A 14,726-nucleotide genomic window follows, 5' to 3' on the forward strand; every position below is an offset into this window, starting at 1 on the left:
TGAGTTCCTCCTCTAATTTTCAGGAATTTTAACTATAACTAAAGTTAAACTCTCGCTCTCTACTCTAAGCTGATGACAAATTCCAGGGGGAATTATTAAGACATCACCATCTTTTATATTTATCTCCTCTGGTTCTATAATTTCACACTTTCTTATTTCTCCCTCCTCTATCTCCGTACCCCCACTATATTTATCACTTAATAATACTTTCCCTCTCCCTTTAAATACGATATACATATCATTAACTCTTTTATGAATCTCTGTATCACTTATAAAAGTAGGAGAAAAGTTTAAAAACCTAACCATAAAATTACCTTTTTTATAATCTTCCAAATTCCCTTCAGAAAGTGAAAATTTTCTATACATATCTTTCCTCCCAAAAAAGTTTAACAAATCTCTAATTATTCTATACATTAAAGATTATTTAAGCAACTTTTTTTCATTACAATTTTGTGCTAAAATTAAATGGAAAAACTGAGAAAAAAACGCAAAGGTGCTTTGGACGAAAGGAGCCAAAGCACCTTTTTTAGTTTTTAGTGAAAGATAAATATTTACAAGGAGGCGTATAAAATATGAAGGATACAGAAATAAAGATAGTAGATACAACATTGAGAGATGGAGAACAAACAGCTGGAGTAGTATTCTCCAAAGCTGAAAAACTCCAAATAGCAAGAATGCTTGACGAAATAGGAGTACACCAAATCGAGGCAGGTATCCCTGTCATGGGAGGAGATGAGGAGGAAGCAATAAAGGCTATAGTAAAGGCCGGCCTCAAAGCCAGTATTATGGGATGGAATAGAGCTGTTATAAGCGATATTGAAGCATCATTGAGATGTGGGGTAGATGCAGTAGCTATTTCTATTTCTACTTCCGATATACATATAAAATATAAACTTAAAAAGACAAGAGAATGGGTTTTGGAAAACATGGTTAAAGCTACAGAATTTGCTAAGAAACATGGAGTATATATATCAGTAAACGCAGAAGATGCCTCAAGAACAGACTTAGAATTCCTACTCCAGTTTGCGAAAGCAGCCAAAGAAGCAGGTGCAGACAGATTGCGATTTTGTGATACCGTTGGGATAATGGAACCTTTCACAATATATGAGATTGTTAAGACCATTATAGAAAAGGTAGGAATTCCTGTAGAAATGCATACTCATAATGATTTTGGTATGGCTACCGCCAATGCTTTAGCAGGAGTAAGAGCTGGGGCAACCTATGTAGGCGTGACTGTAAATGGGCTTGGTGAAAGGGCTGGAAATGCAGCATTGGAAGAAGTAGTCATGGCCTTGAAGTATATTTATAACATAGATGTGGGAATTAAAACTTATAAATTAAAAGAATTATGTGAGTATGTAGCAAAAGCTTCTGCAAGAGAATTACCTGTAAATAAAGCTATAGTGGGTAAAAATATATTTGCTCATGAATCTGGAATACATGCAGATGGTGTAATTAAATATCCTAAAACATATGAAGTATTCTCTCCAGAAGAGGTGGGAGGAGAAAGACAGATAGTAATTGGTAAACATTCAGGCACTCATGCTCTTATAAGAAAATTCCAAGAATATGGAATCACTTTATCTGAAGAAGATGCCCAAGAACTACTTAAAAAGGTAAGAGCTCTTGCTGTAGAACTTAAAAGACCTTTATTTGATAAAGAATTAATGTATCTTTATAATGACTATCTAAAAGAAAAATTAGAAAAAGAAGGAGTGTAAAGATGGGAAAAAATATAGCAGAAAAAATTTTTTCTAATCATGCTGGTAAAGATGTTAAAGCAGGAGATATTGTTATTGCTAAATTAGATGCTTTAATGGGACAAGATGGCACATCTCCATTAGCAATAAAAGTCTTTGAGGAACTAGGAGGAACAAGAGTTGTAAATGCAGAAAAAGTACTTATTGTTATGGACCACTCAGTTCCTCCTCCTAACGAAGGAGTGGCTAACCTTCATAAGTTAATGAGAGAATTTGCAGAAAAATATGGAACTCAGATTACAGAATTTGGAGAAGGAGTATGTCACCAAGTTTTTATGGAAAGAGGTTTAGCTACTCCAGGAAGTCTGGTAATTGGGGCAGACTCCCATACCTGCACTTATGGGGCTCTAAACTGCTTTTCCACTGGAGTAGGATCCAGTGAGCTTGCAGCAGCAATGTATACGGGTAAATTGTGGTTTAAAGTTCCAAATGCTGTTAAAATCAGTCTCAATGGCAAACTTCCTAAGGGCGTTGTTTCAAAGGATATCATATTATACCTAGTAGGATACTTTAAAGCTGATGGATTAACATACAAAGCAATTGAATTTGATGGAGAAACTATTAGAGACCTTTCTATAGATGGAAGAGCTACAATAACTAATATGGTCGTAGAAATGGGTGCAAAAGCAGGTATTATGCCATTTGATGAAAAAACAAAGGAATTTTTTAAAAACATAGGAATGGATATAAATAGTGGTATTGAAGCGGACAAAGATGCAGAATATGAGGCTGTTTATAATTTTGATATCTCTAATTTAGAGCCACAGGTAGCCTTACCCCATACTGTGGACAATGTATATCCCATATCTCAAATAGAGAAAATAAAAATTCATGAAGCCTTTATAGGAACATGTACTAATGGTAGATTGGAAGATTTAAGATATGCAGCTCAGATATTAAAGGGGAGAAAGGTGAATAAAAATGTTAAACTTATAATCACTCCAGCATCTAAGCGAATATATATGCAAGCCTTAAAAGAAGGATTTATTGAAATATTTTTAAATGCAGGAGCTATAGTTACAAATCCTGGTTGTGGTCCATGTGTAGGCACACATCAAGGAGTACCCGCTGATGGAGAGAATGTTATATCTACTGCAAATAGAAATTTTAAAGGAAGAATGGGAAACAATAAAGCTTTAATTCACCTTGCATCTCCTTTAACAGTAGCTGCCTCAGCAATAAAGGGAGAGATTACTGATCCTCGTGAATTTTTGGATTAGGAGGAAAGAATAAAAATGATATTAAAAGGTAAAGCTCATAAATTCGGAGACGATATAAATACTGACTATATTATATCTGGAAAATACAAATTTAAATCCTTAGACTTTAATGAGATGTCAAAACATCTCTTTGAGGATTTAGATCCAGAATTTTATAAAAAGATAAATCCAGGGGACATAATAGTAGCTGGAAAGAATTTCGGATGTGGCTCCTCAAGAGAACAAGCCCCTTTAGTTATAAAATATGCAGGAATAAGTTTAGTAATTGCCAAAAGTTTTGCAAGAATATTTTATAGGAATTCAATTAATATTGGTCTTCCTCTCTTAGAAGCTAATACTGATGAGATAGGTAATGGAGATGAATTAGAAGTAGATTTATTTCAGGGAAAAATTTATAATAAGACTAAAAATATAACAATATTATCTAAGAGTACATTTCCAGATATCATGGTAAAAATATTACAGGCAGGAGGATTAGTAGAGTATCTTAAAAAAGAGGGAGATTTCAAAATATAAATGCAAAATTTTTCCTTTTATCTACCTGTAAAGATTAAATTTGGTATAGGACTCTGGGAAAGAATTCCCGAAGAGTCCTATGCCTTGGGAGCCAAAAAAATACTTTTAGTAACTGGTAGAAAGCATCTAAAAATTACAGGAATTTTAGATAAATTACTCCATCTTTTTAATAATTATCAAGTAGAAGTAACCATTTTTGATGATGTACCTCCAGAACCACCATATTATGTGGTAGATAATGGTGCTGAGATTGCAAAACTAAAAGAAGTAGATTTAATTGTAGGAATAGGAGGTGGAAGTGTTTTAGATGTTGCAAAAGCTATAGCTCTAAAGATAAATCTTCCAGGTTCTATATGGGACTATATAGGTGAAAAAAGTGAAAAAATCTTTACACAAAGTATACCATGCATATTAGCCCCTACTACCGCAGGTACAGCAAGTGAAGTAACGAAGGTATCAGTACTTATTAACCCAGACACTAAAGAAAAACTAAGTATAAGGCATGATAGTTTATATGGGAAAATTGCTATTGTGGATCCTCTACTTACCTTATCTATGCCAAGAGAAAATACTATCTATAGTGGCTTAGATGCCTTTATTCATTCCTTAGAATCTTTTCTATCGCTAAATAGCAATATTTTAACTGATCCCATTTCTATTAATTCTCTTAAAATTGTTTATAAATATTTGCCAAGAGTAATTGAAAATTTAGAAAGAATAGACTTAAGGGAAAAACTACTTTATGCAAGCACCATTAGTGGAGTGGCCTTCTCTCAAACAGGGCTTGGAGGTATTCATGCCTTAGCCCATCCCATAGGAGTATATGCTAATATACCTCATGGTCTTGCATGTGCTCTCATTACCATTCCAATGTTAGAATATAACTTGGATATTTTACCAAGAGAGAAGATCTCAATCCTTGGCAAAGCTGTAGGGGTCTATTCTTTGAGATCTGCAAAGGAGAAAATTTTGAAAAAAATAGAAGAATTTTTAAAAACTTTAGATATAAAATTAGGGCTCAGAAATTACGGAATATCAAAGGAACAGCTATCAACTATTGCTAAAGAAGCTCCAAAGACAGGCTCTTACAAAACAAATCCTCGAGCCCTAAACTATGAAGTCATCTTAGAAATTCTCAAAAAAGCTTGGTAAATCCTATTTTAAGCTAACTATATCTAAATCGGGTTTAAATTTTACTATTGACTTATGAGGAATATACCCTCTTACAGAAGCATTAGGATAAACTAGTACTTTTTTGCCTAATATAGTGCCAGGATTTAAAACAGAATTACAACCTGTCTCACTCTCATCTCCTATAATTGCTCCCAATTTCCTTAATCCAGTATCATAAACTTCACCATTTACACTTATTTTTACCGTAGAAGAAGGTCCCATCTTTAAATTAGATATTTTTGTCCCAGCCCCTAAATTGACCTTATGACCTAAAATACTATCACCAACATAATTGAAATGAGGGGCTTTCGCACCATTTAGCAATATGCTATTTTTAACCTCTGTACAATGGCCCACTACACAATTATCCCCTATATAAACATTCCCTCGTATATACGCACCTTGTCTTATCTCACAATTTTTCCCTATATAGGCAGGACCCTTTATATATACAAATGGTTCCACAACTGTGCCTTCACCTATATATACTGGACCCTCTATAAAAACTCCTCCCTGAATAATACCCTCCATATCTGGCTTTATATACTTTTCAAGAAAAGTTTTTAGGTTTTTCAAGGCTTCCCAAACATATTCAACATTTTTAAAGAGATCTTCCTCTATTCCATCAATTTCAAAAAAATCTTCTGGTGCCCACATAGACCTATCCTCCTTTACCATCTTAAGATATTCATAACTTCTATAATATCTGATGGTCTGGATGCAAGAAAATGAACACCATCAACCAACTTACTTTCTTTCATTTTACTACATAAATCTACACAAAGTTCAATACCAATATTTTTTATGTTATCTTTTCCCTCAAATTTTTCTAAAATATACCTTGGTATTTTTATGCCTGGCACATTATTTATCATATAGTCAATCATCTCCATGGATTTAAAAATAGTAACTCCAGCGATTATCTTTACCTCACTACCCACCTTTTCTCTTATCCTTTCCATTATTGATAGATCAAATACCAATTGGGTTTGGAAAAATTCAGCTCCTGCTAAAATTTTCTTTTTTATCTTTAAAATCTCAATATCTAAAGGAGTAATATTAGGATTAAAGACTGCTCCTAAGAAAAAATTAGGACTTTTATTTAATTTTTTTCCTGCAAAATCTTCCCCTGATTCTAACTTCTTTGCCATCTTTAATATATTTACTGTGTCTAAATCAAATACAGGTTTAGCACTTTTAGATATACCAGTAGTTGTATAATCCCCTGTTAAAACTAAAACATTTTTTATACCAAGGGCATATGCACTTAATAGCTCACCCGAAATGGCAACCCTATTCCTATCTCTGGCTGTAATTTGAAAGATAGGCTCTATTCCCTCTTTTAACAACAAATAGCTTCCTACTAAAGAGGTGATTCTAACACCTACATTTTGGAAATCAGTAACATTTACTGCATCTACTCTATCTTTTAACATTAAAGTCTTGCTAACAAAAGAAGAAACATCCACTCCTCTCGGAGGACTGACTTCCGCTGTGATTATGAATTTTCCTGATTTTAATTTTTCCTCAAAATTCATTCTTGTAAAAGAATTTTACTAAAATCTTTTGGTGGAACAATTTTGAGGAAATCTTCTTCAGATATTCTATTTGCTCTAAACAAAATTACCCAAGGACACAATCTCTCGTAAACCTCACATATCCCATTTTCTGCTCCACCACAAGGTCCATTTCTCATCTTTTTAGGACATAACTTTTCCATACAAAGATTCCCTGTATAATAAATCCAACATTCTCCACAAGCAGAACATAATCTTGCAAAACTACCCAAGGATCTACCAGGTTCGATCTTCAGAGTATTAGTAGCTGGAATAACAGGTTTCTTAATATAATTTGTTAATATTTGAGGTAACCCACCACAAGTAAATGTCAGAATATTATCAGCTCTATTTATATCAATCCCAATCTTATCTATTATCCTCTTCAAACTACCCACATTACACTTATCCTTAGTAAGATTATAAACTCCCACTATATCTATTTCTAACTCAGCCAAATAAGAAAATATCTCTTTATTCTTTTTCTCAATACTTTCAAAACCACAATTATCACAAGAGAAAATAAATATTTTTTCTCCTGATATTAAATTTTTTATTTCTTCTATCTTTTTAATTTCGATCCTCATTCTTTTCTATAGCCTTTAATAAATTTAACGCTAATATTCTTGTGGTTATTACACCTATTCCACCTGGAACAGGAGTTATAGCTTCAACCTTATTCTTTACGCTCTCAAAATCAACATCACCTACTAATTTTCCATCTACCACATTAGTTCCTATATCAATTACAATCCCGTTCTCCTTTACCATGTCCTCTGTAATTATACGAGGTTTACCTACAGCTACTATCAAGAAATCTGCCATATTAGTATAAAACTTTAGATCTATCGTTTTTGAGTGACATATTGTTACAGTTGCATTTCTATGCAAAAGAAGAAGGGATAAAGGTCTTCCTACAGAAATACTTCTACCTACAACTACTACATTTTTACCCTCTATAGGAATATTATAAAAGTCAAGAAGTTCGATAACCGCCTGTGGTGTACAAGGAAAAAATGTATCTTCACCAGCCATCAATTTACCTAAATTCTCATAAGTTATTCCTTCCACATCTTTTGAAGGCGGAATATACTGGAAAGCCTTCAATTTTTCTAAATTTCGAGAAAGAGGTCTGAGAAGCAAAATTCCATGAATATCCTTATTTATACCAAGCAAATTCATTTCGTTAATAAAATCATTTAGAGAGATATTTTCATCAAAATTGATTTTATTTATTTTTATTTCTAATTTTTTAAAGATCTTTTCTATACTATTTGCATAAGCCTCTGCTTCAGGATTATTACCCACTCTAACCACACAAAGAGTTGGAGTAATTCCCTTTTCTATATATTTTCTTACCTTTTCTACAATTCTTCCTTCCAAGTTTTCTGCTACACTCTTTCCATATAAAATCTTTGCCATTTTACCCTCCTAAATCACTCCTATAATATCTCCATTATCATTAATATCCATTTTACAAGCTGAGGGTATCTTAGGTAATCCTGGCATTGTCATTATATTTCCAGTATAGGCAACTATAAACCCTGCCCCTCCAGAAATCTTTATTCTTTGCACGTTTATTACAAAATTCTCTGGCTTTCCAGTAAGCTTAGGATTATCTGAGAGAGAAAATTGGGTTTTTGCCATACAAATAGGTAAATTTTTAAATCCCCATTTTTCTATTTTTTTAAGATCTTCTTTTGCCTCGTCTAAAAACACAACATCTTTTGCTCCATAAACATTTACTGCAATCTTACGGATTTTCGCCTCATAAGGTTCATCAAGATTATAAAGAAAAGCAAAGTTATTTGGATCATTTTCAATAGCAGAAAGAACTTCTTTTGCTAATTCTACCCCACCCTTTCCACCCTTTTCATACACTTCAGAAATAGCAACCCTTATACCTTTTTCCTTTAACATCTTCATTACAAAATTTATCTCTTTTTCTGTATCTGTAGGAAATCTGTTTATTGATACAACAACTGGCAAACCAAATACTTCCTTGATAATATAAATATGGTGAAGAAGATTAGGAAATCCTTTTTCTAAAGCATCTATATTTTCCTTCTCCCAATCTTTTTTTAATCCACCATGATACTTCAAAGCTCTTATTGTTGCAACTAAAACTACTACATTGGGTTTTATATCACCTATTCTACATTTTATATTAAAAAACTTTTCAGCCCCCAAATCTGCCCCAAAACCAGCCTCAGTAACCACAAAATCAGCAAGTCTCAAGGCCATCTCTGTAGATATAAGAGAATTACAACCATGAGCAATATTAGCAAAAGGACCCCCATGTACAAAGGCAGGAGATCCTTCTAAGGTTTGTACCAAATTGGGAGATAAGGCATCTTTTAAGAGTACTGCCATAGATTTATGAGCTTCTAAATCCCTACTAAAAACAGGATCCCCTTTTTTGTTTATACCAACAACAATATTACTAAGTCTCCCCTTTAGTTCCTGAATATCCCTTGAAAGAGAAAGAATAGCCATAACCTCAGAAGCAGCAGTTATATCAAATCCATCTTCCCTCGGTATGCCATTTCCCTTTCCTCCAAGACCACTTACTATAAATCTTAATTGGCGATCATTCATATCTAAACATCTTTTCCAGAAAATTTGATTAATGTCTATTTCAAGCCCATTTCCGTGATATATGTGATTATCTAACATAGCAGACAACAAATTATTAGCAGAAGCTACTGCATGAATATCACCTGTGAAATGTAAATTTATATTTTCCTCTGGAATAACCTTGGCCTTACCACCCCCAACAGCCCCTCCCTTAACTCCAAAAATAGGCCCCATCGAAGGCTCTCTTATACATATAATGGTTTTATAAGATAAAAGATTTAAAGCATCACCAAGTCCTATAGTTGTTGTGGTTTTTCCCTCACCTAAAGGGGTAGGACTCATAGCACTTACAAGAATCAATTTCCCCTTTTCTTTATCTTTAAGTCTACTTAGAACCTTCCAATTAACTTTTCCTATATACCATCCATAAGGCAAGATATCTTTTTCGGAAAGTCCCAATTCTGATGCAAGATCAAAAATCTTCTTCACTCTATACCTCCAAGATTCAGGTTTATAGGAATTATTTCTCCCCAGACCTTATCTCCATCTATATAAAGATAACCTATAGTATTTTTATCAGTAAAAAACCTATCTGTTGGAGATCCTGGATTGAAAAAGAATATTTTATCATCCCATTCCATAAGAGCATGATGCGTGTGTCCAAAGATAATAACATTAATATTTTCTAAATCTTCTTCAAAAACTTTCTTGACCCTGTCTTTAATTCCCCATGGAGCACCGCTACCATGAGTGATTCCAATCTTTACTCTTTCAAGAGTAATAATCCTTTTAGAAGGTAAAACTTTTTTCACTTCCCATGAATCCATGTTTCCGTGTACACCAATGACATCAGCTATTTTTTTAAGTTCAGGAAAGAAGAAAAGCTCTTCCCAATCACCAGCATGCAATATGAGATCAACTCCCACTAATTTTTCTAAAATAATTTTAGGAAGATAAGGAAAACGAGAAGGAAGATGTGTATCAGAAATTACTCCAATTTTTAACATTCGTTCCTCCGATGTTAGAGAAACATTTTTAAAATATCTAACAAAAAATTGGCGGGGAGGGTGGGACTCGAACCCACATGGCCGCGAAGGCCTTACCGGTTTTCAAGACCGGCCCCTTAGCCAATTCGGACACCTCCCCGATGTCCAAGAAAATTATACCATAAAAATTTTTAATTTTGTTTAAAATCTTGTGATATAATCTAAGAAAAAAGAAAGGAAATTTTATAAAATGGATGTTAAAAAAGCAATTCAAGAAAGAAGAGCTTTAAGATTATTAGAACCTTTTGAAGTTACTGAAGAATTAATCTTAGATCTTGCTGAATCTGCATCCCTTGCACCTTCATGTTTTAATAACCAACCATGGAGATTTATATTTACATATGACAAAGAACTCTTAAAAGAACTATTTACTGCTCTAACACCAAGAAATAATTGGGCTTTTGTATCACCATTAATAGTAACTGTATTTACAAAATATGAATTAGATTGCCAAATAAAAGGGAGAGATTATGCTTTATTTGATACTGGAATAGCAGTAGGCCTTATGTTATTAAGGGCAACTGAACTCGAACTAATAGCTCATCCAATAGCAGGTTATGATGAAGAAAAGGTCAAGAAGATTTTAAACATACCTGAGGATATGCAAGTAATAGCTCTTATTATATTTGGGAAAAAAGCTGAAAAGCTAAGTACTTTATTATCTGATGAACAAAAAGAAAGAGAATTAAAAAGACCAGAAAGGCTTCCTATAGAAAAATTTGTATTTATAAATAAATATACAGAAAAATGAAAATATCGTGTTCTACAGCAGCTTTTATTGATCCATCCTCATCTACAGAACAAAAATTAAGAGATTCTATAAAAGCTATAAACAATATAGTTAAACATGGCTATGATGGTATAGAACTTTTTATACCAAATGTATTTTCTGATGAACAAAAAGAAATCCTATTCCAAGAAGCTTCAAAAATAAAAGGAAAAGTACTTACGATTCATGCCCCTAAAAATACTCTTCATCGACCCTTAAAAGAAATTTTTACTCCTTTAAGTAAATTAATCAAAAAAGCGTCAGAATTAGAGGTAAATTATATAATTTTACATCCACCATTTCAAAAAAACTTTAAATCCTTAATAAGAACAATATTCTACATTTTGGACAATATTTTACTTTTTGCTAAAAGAAAAAATGTTACACTTACAATAGAAAATGTACCATACCTTTTAGATCCTCCAGAGTTTTTTAAAAACATTTGTGAAAAATATAAGGATGGTTTTGGAATAACCATTGATACAGAATATCTTTATTCCACTCCCTATTCCTTGGACAAATACCCTAAAGACCTTCTTTCCAAATATCTCAAGAATATTCATATAAGAGATTATGATGGAAAAAGTTTTGACGAAAAAGGAAATAGAAGATACCTAAAACTTGGTGAAGGCTTTATAAACTTCAAAGAGCTCTTCGAAAAACTTTTTGAGATAAACTATGACAGTATCCTAACAGTAGAGACTGTATTTAACGATAAGATAGAATATCTAATCTATAGTAAAGAATTTATAATTAAACATCTACCTCAGAAATCATTAGCTTCTGGATAAGAACCAAGTATTTTAAAATCTAAACATTCTTCCTTTATCTTATCCAATGCTCCTTTTACTTTATAATCTTCAACATGTCCCTGGAAATCAACAAAAAATCTATACTCAAAGGGTTTAGAGGGGACTGGTCTTGATTGAATTAAAGTCATATTTAATCCAAAATCATGAAGAGGCCGTAAAGCCCTATAAAGAGCTCCCGCTTGATGTTTTACTGAAAAAATTATGGAGGTTTTATCCTTACCTGTTGGTTTTGGAATATTTTTACCAAGTACTAAGAACCTTGTTTTATTATTCCATGCATCTTGTATATTTTCAGCTATTATATTTAAGCCAAAAATTTCAGCCGCAAAATTACTTGCTATTGCTGCACTATTTTTTTCTTTTAACACTAACATGGCAGCATAACTAGTACTAGAAGTTGGTATTTCTTCTACATCAGGTAAATTTTGCCTCAGCCATCTCCTACATTGGGCTAATGCTTGAGGATGAGAATAAACTTTTTTAATCTTTTTAATATCCTTTTCTGTGGATAATAAGGAATGTCTAATGTCCAAATATACCTCACCTATTACCTTATTTGTAGTAATTGCTAAAAAATCCATTGTAACTCCTACTGTTCCTTCTAAAGAATTCTCAATAGGTACTACCCCAAAATCTGATCCTTCCTCTAAAACCTTAAAAATATCTTCCACAGAAGGTAAAGGAATAAATCTAACTCCTTCCCCAAAAAATTTAACAGCAGCCTGATGTGTAAAACTTCCTTCAGGGCCAAGATAGACTACAGCTAAATCTTTTTCAAGACTTCTCAAATAACTCATTATACTTTTAAAAATTCCATAAACCGCCTCTGGAGGTAGAGGACCCTCATTCTCCTTTATAAGTCTTTCCAATATTTCTTTTTCTCTTTTAGGGTCAAAAACAGGATAGTCTTTTTCTTTTTTCCAGTTTTTAATTTCTAACACTATCTTTGCTCTCTCATTTAAAAGATTCAAAATCTTTTTGTCAATCTCATCTATCAATTCTCTTAATTCATTTAATTTTTCCATAACTAACCTCTTTTAAATCTATAAATTTTTATAAATTCTATAAGATAAAATCTTATTAGGTCAATATATATTGTAATTCTGAGAAAAATTTTGATTAAAAACTTTTTAATGATATAATAAAAACGTTAACGTAATCTTTTTAAAAAGGGGTGATAAAGTATTAAACCAGAAAAACAAAGAAAAAGAGGATTCTTCAAGGAATTTAACATTCTTATTGCCCTAACTGTACTTTGTGTATTTATAACCATTCTCAACCCAAAATTTATAACTCCCTTTAACTTACAAGTAATAGCAAGACAAGTAGCAATATATGGTCTTTTAGCTATAGGTGAAACTCTTATTATTATTGGAGGAGGTATTGATCTTTCCGTAGGATCTTTAGTAGCTTTAACTGGAGTTTTAGTAGCTCTTTTCATGAAAAATGGAATTGATATGTACATTTCTATATTATTAGTTCTTCTATTTTCCTCTACCATAGGTTTATGGCATGGATTTTTTGTTACTAAGCTTAATGTACCACCTTTCATAATAACTCTGGGAACATTAACAGCTGCAAGAGGACTTGCTTCCGTAATAACAAAGGGTTGGCCTATAATAGGCCTTCCAGAAAAGTTCTTCTTTATAGGTCAAGGTGAAATTTTAGGAATACCCTTTCCATTAATAATTCTTATTTTTTTCACTCTTCTTTCCTTTTTCATCACTAAATATACTGTTCTTGGAAGAAATTTATATGCCATTGGTGGAAATATTGAAGCAGCAAGACTTTCTGGAATAAATGTGGATAAAATTAGAATATATACTTACATCTTTGGCTCCTTTCTCTCAGGTGTAACAGGAATAATAATTGCATCAAGACTAAGTCAGGGACAGGCAGGAGTAGGTGGAGGATATGAACTAAGTGCTATTGCTGCAGCTGTTATAGGTGGAACATCCTTATCAGGTGGTGAAGGTACTATTCTTGGTACGATTATAGGTGCCACCATAATGTCAGTTATTTACAATGGACTAATTCTATTGGAGATATCTTCTTATTGGCACGATGTGGTAATGGGACTTGTCATTGTTACAGCAGTAACCTTAGATATCTGGAGGAAAAAGAAAAAGCCATAAGTTGGAAAGGAGGTGAAAATTTTTCTTAAGTTGTTAATCTAAACAAAATTTCTGAACCTTAAATTAAAAAAAATTAACAGGGGGGAATAAAAATGCGTAAATTACTTGTTATCTTATTGATTTTAGTATTTCCTTTCATATTCTCTACCGGATTTTCAAAAGATATCCATGTAGCAGTTATAGGAAAATCTGTACATCCTTATTGGGCAGAAGTAGAATTAGGAGTAAAGAAAGCTGCACAAGATTTAGGAGTTAAAGCCACATTCTTTGTACCTCAAAAAGAAGATATTCCAGCACAGATTTCTCAAATGGAATCTTTCATTGCTATGGGCGTTAATGGTATAGCTATAGCACCATCCGATCCTACAGCTATTGCTCCTACTATTGAAAAGGCTATGGCAAAAGGTATTCCAGTAATAACCTTAGATACTGATGCTCCTCAAAGCAAGAGATTAATATACATTGGAACTGATAACTACTCAGCTGGAAAAATTGCTGGTTTGGTAATGTCTGATCTTTTAGGAGTACGTGGTGGAAAAGTAGCAATAGGTACAGGATCACTTACTGCTATGAACTCCTTAGAAAGAATGAGAGGATTCATGGATGGTATAGCTAATAACAAAAGAATTACAGTTGTCACAAAACCTGCACTCTGCGACTTTGAGGATACAGGAAGAGCAGTAACTCTTGCTGAACAAGCCTTACTTACCTACCCAGATCTGAGAGGTTTCTTTGGGGTATATGCATTTAATGGACCAGCTGCAGCAAAAGCTGTAAAATCTGCTGGAAAAGTAGGACAAGTAATCATAGTATGTTTCGATACCACAGCTGAGCATATGCAACTTATAAAAGAAGGAGTTATTGCTGCAACCGTAGGACAGAGACCATATATGATGGGTTATAAGAGTGTAGATGTACTTACTAAGATGGCTCAAAAGGGTGTAGATGCAACCCTTAAAGAATTACCTACTAATAGAATTATTGACACTGGAGTTGATGTGGTAGCAGGAGATAAATATGTAAAGAGCATAAAGAGCGTACAAGCTCTTACAGTAGAACAATATAGAAAGAAGCTACAAGAGTTAGGAATTCCAGCACAAGGCTGGTAAACTTATTAAAGGAGAGGGGATTTTATCACCCCTCTCCTTTAAAATAAAATGGA

Annotated in this window: 17 protein-coding genes and 1 tRNA gene; 8 read left to right on the forward strand and 10 right to left on the reverse strand. The window is 33.1% G+C overall.

Annotation, left to right across the window (positions count from 1 at the left end):
* Positions 1-12: 12 nt before the first annotated feature.
* On the reverse strand, positions 13-366 hold the full coding sequence (locus ACY3JO_RS08695) for a hypothetical protein (RefSeq protein WP_463084603.1): 354 nt from the start codon (positions 364-366) through the stop codon (positions 13-15).
* Between the two features lie 206 nt (positions 367-572).
* Between ACY3JO_RS08695 and nifV the strand changes: the two genes are divergently transcribed.
* The 4 genes from nifV to ACY3JO_RS08715 are packed head-to-tail and all read left to right on the forward strand — an operon-like array spanning position 573 to position 4,648.
* Complete coding sequence (nifV, locus tag ACY3JO_RS08700) at positions 573-1,721, forward strand: homocitrate synthase (protein ID WP_463083423.1); 1,149 nt, start codon at positions 573-575, stop codon at positions 1,719-1,721.
* A gap of 2 nt (positions 1,722-1,723) precedes the next feature.
* The gene (locus tag ACY3JO_RS08705) at positions 1,724-2,980 is read left to right on the forward strand and encodes a 3-isopropylmalate dehydratase large subunit (RefSeq protein WP_463084604.1); all 1,257 of its coding nucleotides are present in this window, start codon (positions 1,724-1,726) and stop codon (positions 2,978-2,980) included.
* A gap of 15 nt (positions 2,981-2,995) precedes the next feature.
* A complete protein-coding gene (locus ACY3JO_RS08710; RefSeq protein WP_463084605.1) occupies positions 2,996-3,496 on the forward strand; it encodes a 3-isopropylmalate dehydratase small subunit in 501 nt (166 codons plus the stop codon).
* Entirely contained in the window at positions 3,497-4,648 is a 1,152-nt protein-coding gene (locus tag ACY3JO_RS08715; protein WP_463084606.1) for an iron-containing alcohol dehydrogenase family protein, read from the forward strand. It abuts the gene before it with no gap.
* Between the two features lie 3 nt (positions 4,649-4,651).
* Here the strand turns inward: ACY3JO_RS08715 and ACY3JO_RS08720 are convergent, their stop codons facing one another.
* The 7 genes from ACY3JO_RS08720 to ACY3JO_RS08750 form a co-directional block, all read right to left on the reverse strand.
* Positions 4,652-5,326, reverse strand: a complete 675-nt coding sequence (locus tag ACY3JO_RS08720) for an acyltransferase (protein WP_463084607.1) — start codon at positions 5,324-5,326, stop codon at positions 4,652-4,654.
* A 14-nt stretch (positions 5,327-5,340) separates the two neighbouring features.
* A complete protein-coding gene (locus ACY3JO_RS08725) occupies positions 5,341-6,207 on the reverse strand; it encodes a methylenetetrahydrofolate reductase (protein ID WP_463084608.1) in 867 nt (288 codons plus the stop codon).
* On the reverse strand, positions 6,204-6,812 hold the full coding sequence (locus tag ACY3JO_RS08730; protein WP_463084609.1) for a methylenetetrahydrofolate reductase C-terminal domain-containing protein: 609 nt from the start codon (positions 6,810-6,812) through the stop codon (positions 6,204-6,206). Before ACY3JO_RS08730 ends, ACY3JO_RS08725 begins: the two co-directional genes overlap by 4 nt.
* The gene (locus tag ACY3JO_RS08735) at positions 6,796-7,647 is read right to left on the reverse strand and encodes a bifunctional 5,10-methylenetetrahydrofolate dehydrogenase/5,10-methenyltetrahydrofolate cyclohydrolase (RefSeq protein ID WP_463084610.1); all 852 of its coding nucleotides are present in this window, start codon (positions 7,645-7,647) and stop codon (positions 6,796-6,798) included. The genes ACY3JO_RS08730 and ACY3JO_RS08735 overlap by 17 nt, the downstream gene beginning before the upstream one ends.
* A 9-nt stretch (positions 7,648-7,656) precedes the next feature.
* Positions 7,657-9,291 (reverse strand): formate--tetrahydrofolate ligase, encoded by a 1,635-nt coding sequence (locus tag ACY3JO_RS08740; protein WP_463084611.1) that lies wholly within the window; start codon positions 9,289-9,291, stop codon positions 7,657-7,659.
* Positions 9,288-9,809 carry a metallophosphoesterase family protein gene (locus ACY3JO_RS08745; RefSeq protein WP_463084612.1) on the reverse strand — a complete coding sequence of 174 codons (522 nt, stop codon included), beginning with the start codon at positions 9,807-9,809 and terminating at the stop codon, positions 9,288-9,290. Before ACY3JO_RS08745 ends, ACY3JO_RS08740 begins: the two co-directional genes overlap by 4 nt.
* A 49-nt stretch (positions 9,810-9,858) precedes the next feature.
* Positions 9,859-9,948: transfer RNA gene (locus ACY3JO_RS08750), tRNA-Ser, on the reverse strand.
* Between the two features lie 90 nt (positions 9,949-10,038).
* Between ACY3JO_RS08750 and ACY3JO_RS08755 the strand changes: the two genes are divergently transcribed.
* Together ACY3JO_RS08755 and ACY3JO_RS08760 are read left to right on the forward strand one after the other, a co-directional pair.
* Positions 10,039-10,599: a nitroreductase family protein gene (locus ACY3JO_RS08755; RefSeq protein WP_463084613.1), complete on the forward strand. Its 561-nt coding sequence runs from the start codon at positions 10,039-10,041 to the stop codon at positions 10,597-10,599.
* Complete coding sequence (locus tag ACY3JO_RS08760) at positions 10,596-11,408, forward strand: sugar phosphate isomerase/epimerase family protein (protein ID WP_463084614.1); 813 nt, start codon at positions 10,596-10,598, stop codon at positions 11,406-11,408. The genes ACY3JO_RS08755 and ACY3JO_RS08760 overlap by 4 nt, the downstream gene beginning before the upstream one ends.
* Here the strand turns inward: ACY3JO_RS08760 and pheA are convergent.
* Positions 11,384-12,454 carry a prephenate dehydratase gene (gene pheA, locus ACY3JO_RS08765; RefSeq protein WP_463084615.1) on the reverse strand — a complete coding sequence of 357 codons (1,071 nt, stop codon included), beginning with the start codon at positions 12,452-12,454 and terminating at the stop codon, positions 11,384-11,386. The genes ACY3JO_RS08760 and pheA overlap by 25 nt on opposite strands.
* Before the next feature lie 125 nt (positions 12,455-12,579).
* Positions 12,580-12,894, reverse strand: a complete 315-nt coding sequence (locus ACY3JO_RS08770) for a hypothetical protein (protein ID WP_463084616.1) — start codon at positions 12,892-12,894, stop codon at positions 12,580-12,582.
* Here ACY3JO_RS08770 and ACY3JO_RS08775 point away from each other — a divergent pair.
* Both ACY3JO_RS08775 and ACY3JO_RS08780 read left to right on the forward strand, forming a co-directional pair.
* Positions 12,800-13,564, forward strand: a complete 765-nt coding sequence (locus ACY3JO_RS08775) for an ABC transporter permease (RefSeq protein ID WP_463085670.1) — start codon at positions 12,800-12,802, stop codon at positions 13,562-13,564. The genes ACY3JO_RS08770 and ACY3JO_RS08775 overlap by 95 nt on opposite strands.
* A gap of 92 nt (positions 13,565-13,656) precedes the next feature.
* On the forward strand, positions 13,657-14,673 hold the full coding sequence (locus ACY3JO_RS08780; protein ID WP_463084617.1) for a sugar-binding protein: 1,017 nt from the start codon (positions 13,657-13,659) through the stop codon (positions 14,671-14,673).
* The last annotated feature ends 53 nt before the right edge of the window (positions 14,674-14,726 follow it).

It is taken from the genome of Dictyoglomus sp. LHC4, from assembly GCF_055181355.1.

Bases quoted from the DNA above. Each gene is read 5' to 3' on its own strand.
- ACY3JO_RS08760 (WP_463084614.1), top strand. From the start codon at position 10,596: ATGAAAATATCGTGTTCTACAGCAGCTTTTATTGATCCATCCTCATCT.
- ACY3JO_RS08745 (WP_463084612.1), bottom strand. From the start codon at position 9,809: ATGTTAAAAATTGGAGTAATTTCTGATACACATCTTCCTTCTCGTTTT.
- pheA (WP_463084615.1), bottom strand. From the start codon at position 12,454: ATGGAAAAATTAAATGAATTAAGAGAATTGATAGATGAGATTGACAAA.
- ACY3JO_RS08755 (WP_463084613.1), top strand. From the start codon at position 10,039: ATGGATGTTAAAAAAGCAATTCAAGAAAGAAGAGCTTTAAGATTATTA.
- ACY3JO_RS08720 (WP_463084607.1), bottom strand. From the start codon at position 5,326: ATGTGGGCACCAGAAGATTTTTTTGAAATTGATGGAATAGAGGAAGAT.
- ACY3JO_RS08770 (WP_463084616.1), bottom strand. From the start codon at position 12,894: ATGTACATATCAATTCCATTTTTCATGAAAAGAGCTACTAAAACTCCA.
- ACY3JO_RS08735 (WP_463084610.1), bottom strand. From the start codon at position 7,647: ATGGCAAAGATTTTATATGGAAAGAGTGTAGCAGAAAACTTGGAAGGA.
- ACY3JO_RS08780 (WP_463084617.1), top strand. From the start codon at position 13,657: ATGCGTAAATTACTTGTTATCTTATTGATTTTAGTATTTCCTTTCATA.
- ACY3JO_RS08705 (WP_463084604.1), top strand. From the start codon at position 1,724: ATGGGAAAAAATATAGCAGAAAAAATTTTTTCTAATCATGCTGGTAAA.
- nifV (WP_463083423.1), top strand. From the start codon at position 573: ATGAAGGATACAGAAATAAAGATAGTAGATACAACATTGAGAGATGGA.
- ACY3JO_RS08715 (WP_463084606.1), top strand. From the start codon at position 3,497: ATGCAAAATTTTTCCTTTTATCTACCTGTAAAGATTAAATTTGGTATA.
- ACY3JO_RS08725 (WP_463084608.1), bottom strand. From the start codon at position 6,207: ATGAATTTTGAGGAAAAATTAAAATCAGGAAAATTCATAATCACAGCG.
- ACY3JO_RS08710 (WP_463084605.1), top strand. From the start codon at position 2,996: ATGATATTAAAAGGTAAAGCTCATAAATTCGGAGACGATATAAATACT.
- ACY3JO_RS08695 (WP_463084603.1), bottom strand. From the start codon at position 366: ATGTATAGAAAATTTTCACTTTCTGAAGGGAATTTGGAAGATTATAAA.
- ACY3JO_RS08730 (WP_463084609.1), bottom strand. From the start codon at position 6,812: ATGAGGATCGAAATTAAAAAGATAGAAGAAATAAAAAATTTAATATCA.